This is a genomic window from Methanosarcina baltica, from assembly GCF_055394095.1.
In genome coordinates this window covers 1,513,542-1,529,808 of sequence record NZ_AP042463.1, presented here as the reverse complement: position 1 = coordinate 1,529,808, position 16,267 = coordinate 1,513,542, and the positions used below count along the sequence as shown (strand labels likewise).

Below are 16,267 nucleotides of genomic sequence, written 5' to 3'. Positions count from 1 at the left end.
TATAAAAATCGTTTCTTATTTAATAAATTGTTATGAAGGGGAGCTCAAAATACTTATTTAAAAAAGAAATTATGTTTTATTGAAGGGTGGGGTCGAAATACGAGTTTACAGTGTCACCACATTATTTTCAGGACAAATGGAGGCCCTGACACTCCAGAGAACCTTAGTACTTTATGCCGAACCTGCCACCAGGCCCTCCATGCAGGAGAGTTTGAGCTAAAGAAAAGAAGAGCGAAAACCAAACATGCAACCCACATGGGTATTATCAAAAGCCAGCTTAAAATGTCAGATTGGGAGTTTGAGGAAAATTTTGGTTTTGAGACCAAGTTTAAGAGAGAACAGTTTTTAAAACTCCCTAAAACCCACTATAATGATGCTGTTGCTATCTGCTGCGAGGACGGGCAAACGGTAAAGCTGGATAATACGGTTTACTACAAAAAACACGTTTCAGCCGGGGAATACAAGCAGACAAATGGTGCTACTTACATTTCGACCCACCCTTGATTTTTCCACTTAATATTGATCCAATAACCATACTTTCTGGTTAATCCAGTAGTTCAACTTATCAAAATAGTTATATTTTCGTCCTTCATTAACCAAATTGTCAGCAAAAAACGTATAGCTACCGCTACAAGTTTACTTAGGTTTAACCTTTTATCCCTTTTGATTTAATAAGATCATCCAGGTTCAAGATTCAATCCCAATAGCCGTAGCAACTTTTGCAAGTGATCGACTTTACCGTTTTTTGCAAAAACTATATGTTTCCCACCCATAGTGATAACATTATGAAAGGAAAGTAACCTCAATAATTTTTCAGCGGTAGGATTTTTCAGGATATTCCTGCCAAAATCGATACGAAGAGGGTCTTTTTCGGTTTTCAAATTATTTCTTGCAATAATCCTCATAAGTACCCTTACTAACAAGGAAACATGCAGCAGCATCAGCAATGCTTCAATACGCTCTGGTTTTTTCAGAAATATACTGTAAAACATAGAAGGTTTTTTCAATTCTTCAAAATTAGTCTCAACGACATATTGACCTTTATATAACTGAAAGATTTTTTTATCATTTTTTGTTTTGGGTAGAACATTTGTAATCAGTACTACCGTTTCCAATGATCGCTTGCGTTTTTCCACTTTTTCTTTGTTTTGTTCAAGGCTTTTGAGTTTTACATGGAATTTACTGATGATTTCAAATATTTCTTGACTCTTTGATGGCCTTCCCCTTGGTCTTTTTATAATTGTTTCTTCCTGGATTTCGAATTTGATATTGAATAATGAGTTTTTATATTTTTTAATGAACTCATCAATTTCTTTCTGTGCATCTGGTTCACAGGAATAAGGGTCTTTAAAATTCTTCTTTATATCTGCTTCAATTATTTCCCTTTGTTTTTTAATCTCATAAACTATCTTTTCATTGTCACCGATGTCCCTATAAACAATCACACGACACTCTTTTTCATGAGCAATTTTATTAAAACTCTGTGCTTCATACTCCATTGCTCTTTTTGATTCTTCATCTTCACAGCAGGCCCCTATGTATTTCCATTTATTCTGAGAATAAGCTTCATTTATTGTCTTTTCTGCAAGTCTTGCACTGAATTTTTCTGGACACCTGGAAATAAAAGTGATTGGATTTGTTTTATCATAAAGAATTTTAAAATTGTTTTTACTGATCAGCTTACAATCTGCTATGAATATTGATTCATCACACATTTTACCAAAGAATTTTCTAAAATTGCGTATTGCATTTGGGATCCAAACAATGTCAGCAGTATTTCCATCAAGTGCTTCTGTATAAAGAGGAAATCCTGAAGAATCTGTGATCATACCACTCATTATTTGTTTTTTATCAGAACGATGAGCTTTGCTATGGCCGTAAGTGACTTTCAGGCCTTCATAATTTTCCTGTTCACATGCCTTATAATCCCCATAGCAAACGTGGGAAGTAGTATCCGCATGAAATACATTATCAAAAGGAATTTTGAATTTTACAAAAGTTTGCAATACAATCATGCTGAAAAGGCTAGAACACCCTGCTTCGTGAATTCGATCCAACAGCAAGCCTAAACAATCATCATTGAAGTAAAAATTGGGATATTCCTTACCAAAAACGAGTTTAGAATCCATGAATTCAACAATTTCTTCGACACTGCACAAAGGATATCGTTTATCTGTTCGAAAAAAAGGAGTTAACACTATACTCAATGCAAGTGTTCCTGGAGAAATTCTCCACTGATCTTGATCCCATCGAATATTGTCATTGATAATGGATTCAAAATTCATTTTATCCAAATAATTTTTGGAGGCCATAACTGTAAATGGGGTCGTTTTTGTCTGTGGAAATTCATTTGCATTCAAGTGTTTTGAAATGTTATTACAGTTGTAGTCCACTTCCATAGAAGATATCGCTTGTATTTTATTAAGAAGTGGAAGTGATTTATTCATCATGTGAATATATATCAATCACGTTTTATAAAAATCGTTTCTTATTTAATAAATTGTTATGAAGGGGAGCTCAAAATACTTATTTAAAAAAGAAATTATGTTTTATTGAAGGGTGGGGTCGAAATACGAGTGCTAGATCAGAAAAAAAGATTCCAACCGGTAAAATATACGGGATTAGAAAATTTGATCATGTAAAAACAGTTAAGGGGGAAGGGTTTGTGAAGGGAAAAAGAGCCATCGGCTTCTTTGCCATTCAAGATATATTTGGCAATGTGATATCAAACAGTGTCAATGTAAAGAAAAACTGTATTCGCCTCTGTGCGAGAACTACAACTTTAATCCAGGCGGTGAATGTTTGAACGCATTCTTCCCCCACCTGCCAGTTCCGGCAAGGCCGGAAATGTTGAGGAAGGGGTCTCCTACTGAGGTAAGTAGGACTTATGCAGTTGAACAAAAAAACCAGTAGCATGAAGCACCAAACTGTCTAAGACATAATATTCTTGACAAGCTCTCATGTGCTTGGTTTTACATCTCAAATGCATAACTCATAGTGAACTACCCCACGCTAAAGCAGTGGGGCTTCCTGCTTCATACCCCGGAGCAACCTCCACGAGTCCACAGGCTCTTCCCTCCGTCCCGGAGGTGTATCTTTAATTTAGATCGCAAGTGCGAACTTTTTAATATTTATAGCTGCATTTATGTCCCTATCGTGCTCGGTTCCACATTCTGGACATTTCCAGTTTCTAACATCTAATGTTATTTCCTTATTGTGGAACCCGCAGACACTACAATTTTTAGTAGAAGGTTCCCACTGGCCTATACGGATTACTGTTTTCCCTATCTTTTTGGCTTTGTACTCCAACTTACTCACAAAACCCCCCCACGCAGCGTCACTTATAGCCTGTGCAAGTTTATGGTTCTTCTTCATGCCAGCAATGTTTAACGATTCTACCGCTACAGCTTGGTTCTCGCTTATAAGGTCATTACTAACCTTGTGCTGAAAATCGTTTCTTTGATTGCTTATTTTTTCATGAATTATTGCAAGTTTTTGTACTGCTTTCCTTCGGTTCTTTGAACCTTTTACCTTCCTGCTTACTCTTCTTTGAAGGGTTTTGAGCCTTTTAAGAGAATTTTTAAGAAATCTTGGGTTCTCTATCTTTTCCCCGATGGAAGTTATTGCAAAATCTTTTAGCCCTACATCTACCCCTATTGTAGTACTTTCAGAATATTCTTGAACTTCTGGATATTCTTCTCCGTCCTCAGTTAAGATGCTTACGTAGTACTTACCAGTAGGCGTTCTTCGAACTGTTGCCGTTCTAAAAAACTTTGAATTTAAGTTCTGTTCTATTATGGTTTCCCCATTGACTAGCGTTTTTTCAATGAGGTTATCCATAATTTCAGGACTTAATAGTTCCCGATGGATTTTAATTTTCATCCATCCAATTCCGGGAAAAAATATCTCTGAGGAAGTGAGATTAATCTTGTACCGTTGGGGCACCTTGAATGATTGTTTAGTGTCTTTTTTTGATTTCCTTTGTGGGAATCCATTTTGGCCTTTGAAAAATCTTGTATATGCATCTTGCAGGTTCCTTCTGGCTTGTTGCAATGACTGTGAATTGACTTCCTTCAACCACGGATATATTTCTTTGAGAACAGGAATGTATTTTTCAAGTTCCGTCAAAGATATATTTATCCTAAATTTGTCATAATAAATTTGTTTATACTCAAGAAGCTTGTTATAGATAAATCTGGAACACCCTATATGCTTTTCAATTAGGATTTTTTGTTCATCATTTGCCGGATAGATCCGGTACACAAGCCCCTTTTTCATGCAAACCAGTATATATAATCAATCTTATATAAATATACTTTTTTACAGCCGAACCTGTTTAAACCGGCCCCTGTAGGCTCGACGCATTCATCCCCACGCTAAAGCCTTGGGGCTTTCTGCTGCGTTTCTGTAAGATGAAAAACAGGTGCTACAAAAAAGGTTTAGAAAACAGTTGATAAAAACAGTTGATAAAAACAGTTGATAAAAACAGTTGATAAAACATATTCTTTATAGCGGGGGATGGATTCGAACCATCGGTCTACGGGTTATGAGCCCGTCGGGATCTCCTGGCTACCCCACCCCGCTACGGAGTTTTTTTAAGGGTAAATTTTCTTTAATTCTGCAAAATAGTAAACTTAATCTCACTATCCTGTTTTTATACTGAAAATATATTTTTTATAGCGGGGGATGGATTCGAACCATCGGTCTACGGGTTATGAGCCCGTCGGGATCTCCTGGCTACCCCACCCCGCTACGGAGTTTTTTTAAGGGTAAATTTTCTTTAATTCTGCAAAATAGTAAACTTAATCTCACTATCCTGTTTTTATACTGAAAATATATTTTTTATAGCGGGGGATGGATTCGAACCATCGGTCTACGGGTTATGAGCCCGTCGGGATCTCCTGGCTACCCCACCCCGCTACGGAGTTTTTTTAAGGGTAAATTTTCTTTAATTCTGTAAAATAGTGAACTTAATTTCACTATCCTGTTTTTATACTGAAAATATATTTCTTATAGCGGGGGATGGATTCGAACCATCGGTCTACGGGTTATGAGCCCGTCGGGATCTCCTGGCTACCCCACCCCGCTACGGAGCTTGTTTTAGGGTATGTTTTCCTTTAAAACAACGAAGTCAACATCATTACCATCACTTAAATAGTTTTCGCCTTTTCTCTGTAGTCCCTCTCTTTTTTTCGGATATTGATTATTAAAGATACCGATTTGATCTTTGAAGGTTCGGATTATGCTAATGACAAAATGCCTTTTTTGTGGGGGCCACTGGAGGTGCGCTGTGAGGTTTATCTCAGATAGCAAAAGACTCCTTCCTCGACGTTTCTAATTGAAAATTAGAAACTCCTGTTAATGGAGGCGTTTTGTGTGTGCATTCAAACCACGGAACACACGGAAAAATGAATCCCAGAAGACGCCAATTACGGTTTTTCTGACGTTTTGTCCACCGTAGTTTTTGAATCGATTATTTAAAGTCCCGGCGTACTCACCGGCCATCAGGCCGGTTTCCGTGCCCTTCCGTGCCCTTCCGTGCTTTTCCGTGGTTAAGGAATGGTAATCAAAAATACTTGATATTATATTTGACTCATTCTTTAGCTTCGATCACTAAAAAGTTCAGACGACTTCAATTGTGAGCTCGAAGCGCTCTTCATTCCCTGTCTCTTCTTCCCAGAACTGTTTGTACACCGCGTTTATCTCCTGTGACCCGCTGGAATCTGCCTTTATTATCCAGAAATGAGTCCCGCCTACTCCTACCATTTCTTGAGGGGCGTCGTCCTGAATATATCCATCTTCCAAAAAGTCGAGGCCCATGTTTATTCCAAGTTCCCAGGAATATCCCGTTGAAGGGTTTTCAGGAAGCTCCAGGGTAAAGACGTCCCCTTTTTCAAGGCTCACGGTCTTTCCGTTGTCGGCTTCTGTAAAAGTTTCTCCGTCCGGTATATTGTCCACCCCAAGTTCGAATGAGTCCGTTATCCCATTTACGCTGACATTATAGCTACCTGCCCTAAGCCCGAAGACGTCTAGGGGAACCATCTTCGTGAAAGGCACTATTGTCTGGGTGCAGATTGTGTCTTTTGGCCTCTTTGTGCTGATATTGACCTCAAAGGTGTTTCTAAATCTTTCGGTTCTTATTGCTTTAAGTTCCGTGCAGCCGTCCGGGAAATAGCCGTTTACCTCAACACTGACCTGGACCGGAAAGGACTCCATGATGTAGATATCTATGCTTTCAACGGATACGGTCCCGTATTCGTATTCTCCGACAGGCCTTTCCTCCTGGTCTAGGTTTCCGTTTGCAGGGGTATCCGGCTCCTCCGGATCTTCCACACTTCTCTCATCAACACAGCCCGATAACGTCACAGAAGCTATCAGCAACAGGGCCGCCAGAAGCTTCAGGAATCTCAATGATTTTTTATTTTCCACATGATTTTTTTTCATCTTTTCCGCCTCGCAAGGGATCCCTTTTTGATTTCTGCTGGAATCCCCTTCCGGTTTCTAATGAGAAAATACTCCTGTTTGGATTTAGCTTTTACTTTAAATGGGGTTCCGTTTGCAGTTTTGTCCTCCTTTTTCAGGAATCCTGTTTTGGAAATTTATTTTTCAGGTATCCCAGTTTCCGAAATTTCAGATTTCGGGGATCTCTCTGGCATCTTTTTTGTAGTGCAGGAGAAGGTCCCCGGCCCACCGGAGAGCGGCCGGTTCGAAACTCAGTATGTTCTTCTGGTCAAACGTATTGTTCTGGCCAAAGAAACCTGCAAACATGAACCTTTCCGTACTGGTGATCATCGCAATTTTTATGCTGTCATCGCAAACAAAGAGTTTTCTTTTTTTCTGAACAAAAAAGTGATCCAGTTCTTTTTTAAAGTCTTTTTTAACCCTTTTAAAAAGGGTTTCCGTTACAATAAGGGTTATTTCAGTATCTTCATTTCTGTTGTCCAGGAGGATTGAAGGGAATTGTGGGTGAAAATACGTTAACATGGAGAAGATCTGTTTTGATTTTGAGAGGTTTTCTATAAATACTTTCGGCAGATCGAAGATATTGTTTGAGTTAGGCTCCACCAGGGTATAGGGTTTCAGTTCGTTTAGCCGATGCAAGAGGGAAATAGGGACCTCCTCAAGGTTTCGTTCCTGCCAGAATTCTTCGTTTTCCTCGATAACGTCCAGAATATCAAGCAAAGGCTCCATCTTTTCGACCAGGATTTTTCCTATCATCGAAAGCCTGTAATTTTTTCCTTCATGAAGCACCAGTTCCTCATCTTTCAGTTTTTTGAGCTGGGGGAGCAGGGCGGTCGGTTTAAAAGGAAGAAGGCTTTTTATTTCATCGATATTCCTGTCCCCATCCTTCAGTAACATCAAAAGGTCTTTTCTTTTTCTGGATAGGAAAAGGAGGTCTATCAGTTCTTTTTCCATTATTTACACGATCCTTCAGGCAGGATGCCCGTGACTTTGCAGATTGTTCTGTAATTACTTTCAGTAATATCTAAATTCCTTTTTTTTCGATTTAAAGGCTTTTTATTCCTTTTTTTTTGCATGTTTTTGCTCTGAAATTGAATTGTCGGACCGCCTCTTTAGTCATGGGTAGTTGACAAAATAAGAAACCTTAAAGTGCTATGGACCTGAATTGTATAAAAGGTATAATGAATATGTGTTTCTTTATTCATAGAGGCTTCTGGCTCTCTTCTCCGGCTGTACAGGGAAGGTGTATCGGTGGAATATGTCAGCTGGATACAGGCTGCATGAATTGGGCATTAACGTATTAAGGGACTTCATGCTAAAAGTGCTGGCGTTTCCAAAGGCTGGCAGAAATTCATTTAGCAGGCCGGAAGTGTGGGAATTCATATGGCATTTTCCAATCCCGCCCTGGGTTAAGATAAAAAGGAGGGCTTAATCACGGAATCCTTCAGGTGTGTGCTTACAAACTGGGATTACATCTATAATCTATGCAGGAACATATCAAAAGAAATCAAGCTTTCGGGATACGAGCCTGAAGTTATCATTGCCCTGGCCAGAGGCGGATGGTTTGCGGGGCGTGTGCTCTGTGATTTTCTGGGGCTTGACGATCTTACAAGCCTGAAAATCGAACACTATGTGGGAACTGTGGCCATCAATACGGGGCAGCCACATATCAGGTACCCCATCTCTGAGGAGGTCGTGGAGGGTAAAAGAGTGCTCATCGTGGATGACATCGTGGATACCGGGGGAAGTATGCTCAGCGCAAAAACCTATATCGAGACCATGAAGCCGGCAGAGGTCAGGACGGCCTCTCTCCAGTACCTCAGTTGTTCGAAAATAGAGCCCAAATATATAGGGGAAATCCTTGAGGAATGGGTCTGGATAGTCTATCCCTGGAACTTCATGGAGGATATGATCAGCATCCTTGGCAAGTGTATGAAAACGGATCCTTCTGGAAAATGGGACCTTGAGTCCCTCAAGTCCGTGCTCTTCACAAACCATTCCCTCCACCCGGTCGCTTTTGAAATTGCCCAGCCTGGCAGGTTCATTGAGATCCTTGAAGAAATGGAACGGGTGGGAAAGGTCAGTTCCAAATTCATGGGGGAAAAAAGGTACTGGAAACTTTTATGAGGCAGAATTTCGGCAAAACTTCTGCGAAATACTTTTGCTCTACATAACCCTAAACTTATTTCATTAGATACGTTTTCTATAAATTAGCAGAAGTCAACGACCCCCATTTCCGCTTGAAAATTAAAAATGAGGATCTCTCTGGAAATCGGACCGGAAGCAAACAGTAAATATCATGTGCTATATTTATTTTAATTCATATTTATTTTTAAGCGGTGAACTAATGCCCCATAGATGTACCAAATGCGGAACCCTTTTTGAAAATGGGGATGCCGTCATACTGAAAGGCTGTCCGAATTGCGGATGGAATAAATTTCTGTATGTAAGAAAGGAAGACACAGCTCCTGAAAGTAAAGCCCGGCCGGTTTTAAAGGAAAAGAGGTCTGATCCTTGTTCCCAGCTGGATGAAGTTGTTAAGAATATCGATGAAGCCCTTGCCTCGGAAGAAAATTCTCAAGAAAGTATGGGGGATGGCTTAGGGGAAGGAATAAACACTCTGGTTGAAGTAGATGAAGAGAGAGTTGAATCCGTACGTATCCTCGGGCCGGGATCCTATGAACTGAACCTAACTTCCCTTTTTGAGCGGGAGGAACTTGTGATGGCTATTAAGGAAGAAGGCTCTTATGCCCTGCACCTGCCTTCGGTTTTCAAGATTCAGAAAGATAATAAAAAAGGGAAAGGGAAAGGGGAAAATAAATCAAACTGAAACAGCAGAGTTCTCCTTCCTCGACAGTTCCGACTTTGGAGGGACTGGCAGGTGGGGCTAATTCACTAGGATAAAGAAGGTAGCCTTATTATTAATGCATTCGAAACCGTGGACAAAGGCCGGGTTTATGTTGACTGTACGGGCACGGAAGGAACCAGAGGAGAACTGGACAGCTTCGATAAAATAGCCTATGTCGAAGCCGGAAAAGAGTATGGACTTATCTCGTCCTCCTATACGCATTCACCGGACTATGAATACTATGATATAAAGAAGAATAAAAAAGTCAAAGGGTTTTACAGAAGTCCCGGAGTTACTAAAAGTTCAGAGATATACTGGGAAATGGATACTCCTGGAAATTATGAAAATAAACCGAACCCGACCGAAAGTGAGGATTTGGAAAAGGAAACCGGGGCTGAAGAAGGTGATAAACTGGGGCAGGTAAAGGACTCATTTACGTCGATTTCGGAGGAAATACGGATATAGGGGGGCTTTTAAAAGAGCTGGCCAGGGACGGATTGGCCATATGATAATGCAAAATAGAAGCCCCTCGTTTTTGAAGGAAAAAGAGTTTCAGAAAAGGGTATCTCCCCAGGGAAGCCCATTTACTTAAACTCATTAATTTTTTCAACAAACGCGAAAACAAGCGTTGAAGGATTGCTTTCCCTGCTGAAAAGTTCCACATTGTTAGAAATATGATTTTCAAACACTTTTTTAGAGTTGACGATTGCGTTGTCGATTTTGTCCCGGCTTTTTGCGTAGATTTCGGAGTCATTTTTCAGGTATTTTCCAAAACATTTGTCCAGTTTCTTTTTCAGAAGACCTTTTTCAATGGCTTGAGGATTATATTCAAAATGTGAGAGTATCCAGTATTCAAAGCAGGGGTTTGAGAAAATCAACTCCATGCCAGAATCTTTTGCGAGTTTCTTTGCTCTGTCAAGGGCCTGATTTGAGTTATTGTCCCTGTCAAAAACACAGAAAATCAAATCTCCCGGAAGATAGTCCCTCCTGTGTTTTTTGAATTCCGCAGCATAGTTTACCAGACCCACAGGATCCTTGTTTTCGGAGGGAGTAATCTTAAGCCTCAATCTTCCAAGTCTCTGCGCCGCCCTCAGTTTACCGAAGTAGTAGTATTCCGTTTTTTCGCCTTCGCAGAAAATCCAGGCGGTAGTAACCGGTTTTTTTCCATTTTGCCTGACCATGTCAAAGTCCCCGAAAACTTTTCATAAAAACAGTGTTTCATCAATAATGGGGACTCCACCGACTCTGCCGTTCAGGTAGGCCCTTTCGAAATCTGTTTCCTGCCTTATATCGTAGTCAAGCAGAGAACTCAGTTTCGTAAAACTGTTTGGCTCTTTCGAACAGAAATAGACCTGGTCCCTTCTGAAAAGTTCGTTATCAAGGAGAGTGGTGTCGTGGGTCGTGAAAATTAACTGAGCATTTTTATTCAGTTTACTGTTGAAAAGCCTTACAAGCATCCTCGTGATTTCCGGATGGAGACTAAGTTCAAGTTCATCAATGAATACGACTTTACCGGCTTCCATTATGTCGAGGAGCGGCCCAAGGATCATAAGAGTCTTTATCGTTCCACTGGATTCCTCACTCAAATCGAAATAAATAATTTTATTTTTCTCTGTCCTGTGCATTATTTTAACATCATATCTATCATCAAGAACATCCCTGCTTTCGAAAGGTTCACCACCAAAAAGATCAATCTTAAACTCTTTTCCGGGAACTTTTTCTTTTTTAATTTTAATGTTTTCAATGCCGCCAAAATCAGCTTTTTTCAGAATCTCAATGATCTTTTTTTTAAACGAAGAGTTTTCAGTTATTTTCTTCAAAGTGTAGGAATTCCACCCCGGACCAATATTGACAACCAGGTTATTGGTGAAAAATTCATAGACTTTTCTAGTCTTATCATAACCCAGTTGCGTAGCTCTTGAAAGGTAAAGGGTGTTTTCAATAGTCTGGGATTTTATCAGTTCCTGCTGTTTTTCATCCACTGAAAACCCGAAATTTTCGGAATTCTTCCTCTCGAATACAGGCTTTTCTTTACTTTTTAAGATTTCATACAGATATTCATCAACAATTCTCTTTGAATTACAGGAAAAGCCATATCTGTATGTTTTATTTTCGTGAATGAACTTCATCTCAAAATGGCTCGGGCTTTTCCTGCAGCTTTCATCCAGTTTAAATGGAGTTATAGGAATCCCGGTGTCCACATTAAAATTATGAGAATTGGTGACCATATTCCTCATAAATAAAATGGCCTTTATAAGGTTCGATTTCCCCGATGAATTGGCCCCGTAAATAACAACCGATTTGAGGAGCCTCTCATTATCTAAAACTTCAATTAAATTTTGAGGAATTTTTTTACCTGAATCTGAGTCCATACTCAAAGTTACCCTCTCTTTAAAAGAAAGGAAATTTTCAACTGAATATTCTATCTTGAAATAGCAGAGGACTCCTTCCTCGACAGCCGAAGGCTGGCAGGTGGGAGGTGAATGCGTAGGGGCTACTGGGGCCGGTTTAAATAAATTAAACTGTCAATAAGTACTTTCAAATATTATTAAAGATATATATGAGTTTGCATGAAACAGGGAAATCTTTTCCGGCTATATCCAACAAAGGATCAAGAAATAGCTCTTGCAGAGCACTTCGGAGCTTGCCGTTTCGTGTATAATAACTTTCTCAGTATTAAAACGGAAATGTACAATAAGTTTAGAGCAAGTCCCTCAAAAAAACAACTTTCTAAGTATCTTACAGTACTTAAAACTACTTATCGTCTTTGGCTAAAAGATGTTAATTCTCAGTCTCTTCAAGCAGCACGAGACAACCTTTTCACTGCATTCAATAATATGTTTGAGCATGGCAGAGGGTACCCACAATTCAAGTCAAAAAACGATCCTAATCAATCTTTTCAGGTAACTCAGGCATACAAGATTAATCTGACTACATCCAAAATATTTTTTCCAAAAATTGGATGGGTTAAAATCAAGTTACACAGGGATTTTTTAACGCCTGAGATAATGGAAAATTGCATTACTTACAAAGATTTAGATGGGGATCTTATAATCGAAAAAGATCTGAATAATGACTTTTTCAGAACTGCAACTGTTTCAAAAAAATCTTCGGGGAAATACCACGTAAGCATCCTAACGGAAGACGGAACAGCAGCACCGGAAAAGGTTGAATATTCAGAGGATACAACTATTGGAATTGACTTGGGGCTCAAGGACTTTGCGATCCTGTCAAATGGGGAAAAGATAGAGAATCCTAAACACTTGCAAAACTCAGAAAAACGCCTCAAAGTACTTCAAAGAAGAGTCAGCAGGAAAGTTAAAGGTTCCAATAACCGAAGAAAAGCAGTAAGAAAACTTGCAAGGCAACACGAAAAAATCGCAAACCAAAGAACGGATTTTCAGCAAAAACAGTCTTCAAAAATAGTCTGCGAAAGCCAAGCAGCCATTGCAGTGGAGACGCTGAACATTGAAGGGATGCGAAAGAACCATAAACTTGCAAAAGCGATCAGTAGTGTTTCGTGGGGTTCTTTTGTTAGAATGTTAGAGTACAAGGCGGAGAGGGTAGGGAAAACCCTCTTAAAAATAGGAATGTTTGAGCCTTCGACAAAAACTTGTAACATTTGCGGGTTCCGTAATCCTAATATAACTTTAGATGTCAGGGAATGGGAATGCCCGGAATGCAAAACGTTCCATGATAGGGATATTAACGCTGCAATTAACATCAAAAAGTTTGCGCTTGCAAATTAATTAAAGGAACACCGCCGGAACGGCGGGAAGAGCCTGTGGACTCGTGGAGATTGCTCCGGGGTACGAAGCAGGAAGCCCCTTCCTCGGCAGCCGAAGGCTGACAGGTGGGGGTAGTTCACTATCATAATTTGAAATAGGAATTGCAGGTTTATAAATATACCCAATATTTGCAATTTTTCTGCAAATTATTGAGGCTATTGAGGAAAAATAAGGAATTATAAGGAAATTTTTGCAATTTTTTTGCATTATATCCTTGAACACTCATGCAGAAAGCAGCCACTTCCACAAAGGCACGTACCTTATTTTATTTTCCACTTTTTCGGTATCCTTTGTTAGCAGGACAAGCTCTTTCACATATTTTCCGAATTCTTCGGATGCAGAAAACTCTTCAAGGGCCCGCCATTCCCTCTCCTCAATATTGTCGGTGTACGAGACGTTTATGGCAATCAGAGAGTTGTCCTTTTCCTTTATGACAAAATCGACTTCCCCTTTATTTTTCCAGTAATAGACCTCCTTTCCCCTGCGCTTGAGTTCGAGGAAGACCAGGTTTTCAGCGAGTCTGCCCTCGTCTTTTGAAAAGGTGAAGGCCACGGCGTTTCGGAGCCCGTTATCGATGCAGTAGACCTTTTTCGGATTCAGTGCCTGTTTATTTAGAGAGTAACTGAAAAAGGGGACAAGGTAGATAAAGTTGATGTCTTCAAGGTGGGAGAGGTACTCAAGAAGAGTGGATTTTGAGACTGCTTGCTCCTGTTTTACCCTTTTATGGTAGGCGGTCACACTGAAAGGGGTGCCTATATTGGTTATCAGGTATTTGGCGAGAGCCTTGAGAAGGCCTGTATTTCGGATGGAAAAACGCTCCACCAGGTCCCTGTAAATAATCATTTCAAAATAATCCTGCAAAATTTTCTGTTTGAGTTCGGGTCCTTCGAGCACGACTTCAGGAAATCCTCCTTCATAGAGGAATTCCTCAAATAACTTTTTGAGCTCAAACCGCTGTCCGGAATACTCAAAATCCCTAACCGGCTCAACCTCTCTGAAAGACAGATATTCCGTAAAATCCAGGGGATAGAGATAAAAAGCAAGAGTTCTTCCCCGAAGGCTGGTTGCGATCTCCTTTGAAAGCATTTTCGAACTCGACCCGGTAAGGAAAATTTTGAGGTCTCCCCTGTCATAGAGCCTCCGCACAAAAAGCTCCCAGCCCTCAACGTTCTGAACCTCATCAAAAAAGAGGTAAATTAGGCTTCCCAGATATTCGGGATAAAGCTCGTAATAGGCTTCAAGGAGGGCGTTCAGGTCTCTGGCATTGAGAGGCAGGATTCGCTCATCTTCGAAATTGATGTAAAGAATCCGTTCCCGGCCCACACTTTTTTCAAGCTCGCCTATTAGCTGATAAAAAGTAACTATTCAGCGTAAGAAAAACAATATCAATAGGCATCTTCTTAAATATGAAACGACCAAAATCATCATATCTCATATTATGAAATTGTTGGCTATTGATTGCGTTTTTCGGTTTTACGTAAGTTGGTAATTCGATACCTTTGAAACATGATAATCAGTATCAATCGGCTGCTTTTTGGTACGCTGAATAGATACGATAAAAATAAGAAGTCTTTCCAATCCGCCTGGCCCCTATGAGACTCACAACCTTCCGGATCTCCGGAATTTCAAAAGAACGGGGATATATCTCAGGAAGAGACCTTTCATGAAATTCCTTTATGAGAAATTTGAAGAACTCTTTTTTGCCCATGGTCTTGTATAAGATACTATTTTACTTAAAAACTAGTCTTGTATAGAAGACCAATTTTGTGGATATATGGTCTGATATAGAAGACCATGTCAAAATGAAGTTTAGAATATGCAAACAATCTAAATTTTTGAAAAAAAACCGCAAAGTATAGATAAGTGATAAGGCACTATTAAAGACATTATTCTTATTTTATAGATCAGAGGGAACAGGATGCACAACATCAAGGAGCTTACTAAGTGGTTTTTAAGCAAAGAAAGCATGCCCCATAAGAAGCTACAAAAACTTTGTTATTATGCGGTTGCCTGGCATTATGCATTATATGATTATAAATTTGTTGAAAATGATTCTTTTGAAGCATGGGTACATGGTCCAATATCTCAGGAGATATGGCAGGAATACAAAAAGCATGGAGATGCCCCAATCCCTGGACAAACTGAAGCGTCTCGTTTCGATGATGACACTGAAGAATTTTTAGAAATTATTTATGATACCTATGGGGGATTCAGTGGTCACCAGTTAGAAATGCTTACACATGACGAAGAACCCTGGAAAGAAGCAATGGCCAGATTGGAAGAGTCTGAGGCTTTCAGTAATATTATTAATCCTGAGACAATGAAGAAATACTACCACTCAATATACGTTGACTTGCAGAATTACTAAAAATGTCAAATCACGGTTATTTATCTGAAATTCTAGAATTATTTTTGTATACCTAAACTCCGCAAAATTTAACCCATTTCTTTATTAAAAAAATCTGACAACAAATTTATATACAATTCATATTATATTTTTATACTAATACATCTCACATTCTTTTGATACCAATCTTAATCACATTTATCATATTTTTTCCTTGTCTGGTCTTCCAGTGTTACATGGTTGATGTTTTCATGATCAAATGTCCAATATGTCTTATGCTTATGTTTTTTAATTCCGGGTGCAGGTTGATTTAGGCCACAGCAAAAAATGGAAAAAGGGAGCTAAAGACCCCACTTTGGTTATTTAAAATAATATCAACCGAATACAAACCTTAGTTCCCATATTTTGAGCGCATACAAGCATTATATGGTCTCAATTGATGCCGATTTTGAAATTCAGTCAAAAAATAATGTGCTTATATTTTAAGCATATGATTCAATATCAGGAGACCTTTATGCGCCTAAAAATGCGGAATGCAGGATACAAATAGACCACCAAAAAAGGGATAAAGAATAAAATTCCTCGTTTCCGAAACAAATTAACCTGCATCCTCTATTACAAAGGCATTTTAAGGCCAATATATAAAGAAAAATAACCCATTTGTGCCATCCAATAAGATTTTGCATAAAAAATATATATATGTAGCAAGAATACATACACTTGATTACATCTGATCAAACTTATACAAATCAATTCAGAAAACAAAATTAAAAGACTGAAAACCCGGGCCCCTTTATTGAAGCCTGGAAAGATGTCGTGTGA

15 protein-coding genes, 4 tRNA genes and 1 pseudogene are annotated in these 16,267 nt (G+C 39.3%); 9 read left to right on the top strand and 11 right to left on the bottom strand.

Features of this window, described 5'->3' with window-relative positions; all coding sequences use genetic code 11:
• Positions 1–78: 78 nt before the first annotated feature.
• Positions 79–192: pseudogene (locus ACZ5QV_RS06700) on the top strand (HNH endonuclease); the annotation flags it as partial.
• Between the two features lie 63 nt (positions 193–255).
• Entirely contained in the window at positions 256–504 is a 249-nt protein-coding gene (locus ACZ5QV_RS06695; protein WP_464601792.1) for a hypothetical protein, read from the top strand.
• Positions 505–677: 173 nt separating this feature from the next.
• Here ACZ5QV_RS06695 and ACZ5QV_RS06690 read toward each other — a convergent pair whose 3' ends face one another.
• Entirely contained in the window at positions 678–2,450 is a 1,773-nt protein-coding gene (locus tag ACZ5QV_RS06690) for an IS1634 family transposase (protein ID WP_464600267.1), read from the bottom strand.
• 215 nt (positions 2,451–2,665) lie between these two features.
• Between ACZ5QV_RS06690 and ACZ5QV_RS06685 the strand changes: the two genes are divergently transcribed.
• Entirely contained in the window at positions 2,666–2,806 is a 141-nt protein-coding gene (locus tag ACZ5QV_RS06685) for a hypothetical protein (protein WP_464601791.1), read from the top strand.
• Positions 2,807–3,102: 296 nt separating this feature from the next.
• On the opposite strand, the gene ACZ5QV_RS06680 is transcribed toward ACZ5QV_RS06685, so the two are convergent.
• The 7 genes from ACZ5QV_RS06680 to ACZ5QV_RS06650 all read right to left on the bottom strand — a co-directional run bounded on the left by ACZ5QV_RS06680 (position 3,103) and on the right by ACZ5QV_RS06650 (position 7,416).
• Positions 3,103–4,278 (bottom strand): RNA-guided endonuclease TnpB family protein, encoded by a 1,176-nt coding sequence (locus ACZ5QV_RS06680; RefSeq protein ID WP_464601790.1) that lies wholly within the window; start codon positions 4,276–4,278, stop codon positions 3,103–3,105.
• A 231-nt stretch (positions 4,279–4,509) separates the two neighbouring features.
• A tRNA-Met gene (locus ACZ5QV_RS06675) sits at positions 4,510–4,584 on the bottom strand.
• A gap of 93 nt (positions 4,585–4,677) precedes the next feature.
• Positions 4,678–4,752 (bottom strand) — tRNA-Met (locus ACZ5QV_RS06670).
• 93 nt (positions 4,753–4,845) lie between these two features.
• Positions 4,846–4,920, bottom strand: a tRNA-Met gene (locus ACZ5QV_RS06665).
• Between the two features lie 93 nt (positions 4,921–5,013).
• Positions 5,014–5,088 (bottom strand) — tRNA-Met (locus ACZ5QV_RS06660).
• Between the two features lie 534 nt (positions 5,089–5,622).
• A complete protein-coding gene (locus ACZ5QV_RS06655; protein ID WP_464601789.1) occupies positions 5,623–6,444 on the bottom strand; it encodes a protease inhibitor I42 family protein in 822 nt (273 codons plus the stop codon).
• Between the two features lie 186 nt (positions 6,445–6,630).
• Entirely contained in the window at positions 6,631–7,416 is a 786-nt protein-coding gene (locus ACZ5QV_RS06650; RefSeq protein WP_464601788.1) for a helix-turn-helix transcriptional regulator, read from the bottom strand.
• 304 nt (positions 7,417–7,720) lie between these two features.
• Between ACZ5QV_RS06650 and ACZ5QV_RS06645 the strand changes: the two genes are divergently transcribed.
• From ACZ5QV_RS06645 to ACZ5QV_RS06630, 4 genes are all read left to right on the top strand, one after another.
• Positions 7,721–7,894 (top strand): hypothetical protein, encoded by a 174-nt coding sequence (locus ACZ5QV_RS06645; protein ID WP_464601787.1) that lies wholly within the window; start codon positions 7,721–7,723, stop codon positions 7,892–7,894.
• A 20-nt stretch (positions 7,895–7,914) separates the two neighbouring features.
• The gene (locus ACZ5QV_RS06640; protein ID WP_464601786.1) at positions 7,915–8,589 is read left to right on the top strand and encodes a phosphoribosyltransferase; all 675 of its coding nucleotides are present in this window, start codon (positions 7,915–7,917) and stop codon (positions 8,587–8,589) included.
• A gap of 220 nt (positions 8,590–8,809) precedes the next feature.
• Positions 8,810–9,292 carry a Zn-ribbon domain-containing protein gene (locus tag ACZ5QV_RS06635; protein WP_464601785.1) on the top strand — a complete coding sequence of 161 codons (483 nt, stop codon included), beginning with the start codon at positions 8,810–8,812 and terminating at the stop codon, positions 9,290–9,292.
• Positions 9,293–9,400: 108 nt separating this feature from the next.
• Positions 9,401–9,775 (top strand): hypothetical protein, encoded by a 375-nt coding sequence (locus ACZ5QV_RS06630; RefSeq protein WP_464601784.1) that lies wholly within the window; start codon positions 9,401–9,403, stop codon positions 9,773–9,775.
• A 119-nt stretch (positions 9,776–9,894) separates the two neighbouring features.
• Here the strand turns inward: ACZ5QV_RS06630 and ACZ5QV_RS06625 are convergent, their stop codons facing one another.
• Positions 9,895–10,491, bottom strand: coding sequence for an RloB family protein (locus tag ACZ5QV_RS06625; RefSeq protein WP_464601783.1), 597 nt, complete (start codon positions 10,489–10,491; stop codon positions 9,895–9,897).
• Between the two features lie 21 nt (positions 10,492–10,512).
• Positions 10,513–11,682, bottom strand: coding sequence for an AAA family ATPase (locus tag ACZ5QV_RS06620; protein WP_464601782.1), 1,170 nt, complete (start codon positions 11,680–11,682; stop codon positions 10,513–10,515).
• Positions 11,683–11,880: 198 nt separating this feature from the next.
• On the opposite strand from ACZ5QV_RS06620, the gene ACZ5QV_RS06615 reads away from it, so the two are divergent.
• Positions 11,881–13,059 (top strand): RNA-guided endonuclease TnpB family protein, encoded by a 1,179-nt coding sequence (locus tag ACZ5QV_RS06615; protein WP_464601781.1) that lies wholly within the window; start codon positions 11,881–11,883, stop codon positions 13,057–13,059.
• A gap of 261 nt (positions 13,060–13,320) precedes the next feature.
• Here ACZ5QV_RS06615 and ACZ5QV_RS06610 read toward each other — a convergent pair whose 3' ends face one another.
• A complete protein-coding gene (locus tag ACZ5QV_RS06610) occupies positions 13,321–14,442 on the bottom strand; it encodes an ATP-binding protein (protein ID WP_464602049.1) in 1,122 nt (373 codons plus the stop codon).
• A 574-nt stretch (positions 14,443–15,016) separates the two neighbouring features.
• On the opposite strand from ACZ5QV_RS06610, the gene ACZ5QV_RS06605 reads away from it, so the two are divergent.
• Positions 15,017–15,466 (top strand): Panacea domain-containing protein, encoded by a 450-nt coding sequence (locus ACZ5QV_RS06605; RefSeq protein ID WP_464601780.1) that lies wholly within the window; start codon positions 15,017–15,019, stop codon positions 15,464–15,466.
• The last annotated feature ends 801 nt before the right edge of the window (positions 15,467–16,267 follow it).